Below are 3,118 nucleotides of genomic sequence, written 5' to 3'. Positions count from 1 at the left end.
GGTATGCTTTGATGCTTACTTCATTCCCCTGATGGCGCAAGTACCCAGACAGTTTCTATATCATTATGTTTTTATTGTAAACAACAAAACGAAACATTACGTCGTGTTCTTTATCGTTAAAAAAATGATTTTAGAAGAGCTTTTAAAATAAAAATTGCAGTTAGAAACTATGAATTGCAGAAAAGCTAGATTGATCAGTATTCCGTTTAAAAGTGTTAAGAAACAAAATATTTTGCAAGGATGTTTGTTGCTTAAGGCTGTTGTTATGGAAACTCTACAAAGTTTTTGGAGAAGCTGTTGTTGTGTGCTTACAAAAAGCTTTTAATTGATTTTCTTACACAGAGAATTATTTATTACGTGTTTTAAAATACAAAAAATTTTATTAAAAGCATTTGATTTTTATAAATCAAAAAGGCAGCTCTCTTGAGAATTCAGTATTCATTTAGAGATAACAGATTTTATTACATTTGGTTTGAGTGAGATTAATTGGCTCAAGAAAGGTGGTAGAAAGAATAGTTGTTAACGGTTCTTTCCGATAGATTATAAAAAGGCAGCACATTTGCACTGCCTTTTATTAAAATGAATAGAATATAAATTGTTTTTTGCGTTTTCTTAAAACTGATAGCGTATTCCACCTGAAAAGCTTGCTCCAGATATACCAGTTTTTTGAAGCTTATATTGATAGTTAACATCAGCATGAAGGGCGATATTTTGTGATAATTGTGCATTTACACCAAATCCACCTTCAAGGGCAGCTCCTATAGAATCAAGGTGGAATGGTTCACCAATCTGTATCGTACCATTGTTAGAAAAAGCTTTAACAACGTTTAGTTTACCATAGAAAGAAAGAATACCGCCGTTTTCAATAGAAAGCTTCGTTTGCGTTAAGCGTCCACCCACACGCACTAAGTATTGATAAGGATTTCCCATATCCACATCAAAGCCATCGACATCTGAGAGTGTGCCAAGCATGAGGCGTTGATAAACAAGTTGTGCTTGTGGTTCAAAGACCAATCCTTTCTTACTGGTTTCGAATTTTTGTCCAATGGTTGCTGATGCACTGAATGTATCAGCATTTTTCAATTCTGCAGTCTTTCCTATGAGAGCTGTGGTGATATCTCCCTTGAGCATTCCATAGGAGAAGAGCGCATGGATGTATATCCCATTATTATGGCGCAGCCCACTATATGCAGCAATTGACCATTTATTGAGTGTACTCTTGTCAGCACCTTCCATGTCTTTAGGGGTGAAAGCTAATTTCCCATATGTCCCTAAAAGACCAAAATTGGTGGTCATGTTTTGATCTTCTAGAGCTGCTAATGTAATGCCTGCCTGTAAAGCCGCATAGTGAATATCGGCACCATAGCCATATTGTAATGGCGTACGGTGAGAGGATAATGTCATCTTATTTCCATAAGTCGAGAATAAGACTCCTTTGTTTTTATGATCTTTTGTCTCAAAGGTGTTTTCCTGCATCGAGTTGAGTAAAGTGTTTTGATTGTTTATATCAGCCAGTCCAGCTGAGAATAGTGCGTTAGGCATGGACAAATAGCTTGCCACTTGAGGAACGAGAGCTCTGATCTTTCCCTCATTATCGAGAGTCTCATTTTGCAAGCGAAAATCCCAGAAATTTTGATTTTTTTCCAAGATGTTTTGTGCGTTGTTTGCTTGTCCAAGGGATGATGAACCGGTATTTTGCGCTTCTTTCTCTTTTGGTGAAACACCTTCAATCATTTTTCCTGATTCTGATATCGTATAGATTGTGTAGTCTTTGAGGGTATTTTCTTTTGATTCTTGTGATATTCCGCTAAAATGACTTTGTGTGCTATCGGCTGTCCCATGGCTGGATGTTGGACCATAGGCTTTGAGTATATATTTATAAGGCAATCCCCCCATTGTGGTGTAGCCGTGTGCAAGTTTGAAGGAATCTTCATTTGCATTTCCAGAAACTTGAATGAGTGAAAGACCACGCATATTCGAAGACACAGAATCTTCAGCTTTTAATATCTCACCTTTCGCAAGGTTCTTGATATGGACTGTTGTGCTGCCTGATACATCACCATGTATAAGGAGGCGGTCAGCTTTTTGCTGTTCTTTTACTAGACCATCACTCCATTCAATATTAAAATAAATTTTTGCATCGCCTGTGGCATTGTAAACTGTATTATAAGTGCTTTCTATATCGGGGATTGTACTTCCCTCAGGTCTACGAACCTCAGCTGTTCGCCCTACATACAAGGTATGATAATGATCTTTTTCCCGCCCTTGTGGTGTCTTAAATATGATAGAACTATTATTAAGATTCAGTACTGAAACGGTAGAAAGGGCTCGTTGTTTAATATCACTGAGCTCATAGTTAAACACATTAAAGTCAGTATCGACTTCCTCTTGAGAGGTCTTTAAGTACCATTTGCTTTTGTTATTCAGAGTCAAAACCGTTGTATTGACTTTTAAAGTTCTTGCTCGTCCCTCTATTGTTGAATTATCAGCGGTTAATGCTAAAGTTACAGGAAGAGTATCGTTGTCATAATATTTACGTTTCGTTTTATTTCTCAATAATACGTCAGATCGAATTTCTGAGTCTTTAAGTTGAACTTCAGCAACGGCTCTTGAGCAGTAGGGACCAAGAATACCGGTACCGTTTTTCACAAGAAGTTTTGTATTGCTAAGAACAACCTTATTGACAACTTTTTCTCCACTTTTCAGTGAAGAATCTTTTGTTTCATAAAAAACGATACCACCGGCACCTCCTCGTTGGACGGTTATGGTTGAATCTTCAACGTTGATTATACCATTCTTTGTTTCTAAACCTTTGTATACTGTATTTGCTTTAATTTCTTTAGCATGAATGCGTCCACCTTCTGATACAGAAAGTGCAGACATTTCCGTGTGTATTGTTGATTTTACAATTGTGATAGCTGCTTTATCATGCGCTAATATTCCAGGTCCTTTATCGCGGACAAGAACATTATTTAAAGTCTTTTCTTCTCCCTTATTTAATTCAATCTTCCCCAAAATTTCAGGAGTTTCAGGAGCCGATGTATTTGCATAAGTTGAACCGAAATGAGAAAAAATCAAAGTTCCAGCAATTGTACATAACAAAAAATTTTTCTTATAA

General features: G+C 36.7%; 1 protein-coding gene. It reads right to left on the bottom strand.

Going from position 1 to position 3,118, the window contains the following annotated elements:
• Positions 1 to 612: 612 nt before the first annotated feature.
• The coding region (locus tag ACFIMS_RS01725; protein ID WP_375696322.1) for an autotransporter outer membrane beta-barrel domain-containing protein at positions 613 to 3,118 on the bottom strand (2,506 nt) is incomplete at its 5' end.

It is taken from the genome of Bartonella sp. AP331QHHD (assembly GCF_042195905.1).
In the GTDB taxonomy this organism is placed as follows: domain Bacteria; phylum Pseudomonadota; class Alphaproteobacteria; order Rhizobiales; family Rhizobiaceae; genus Bartonella.
This window is presented reverse-complemented; position numbering and strand designations above follow the sequence as displayed.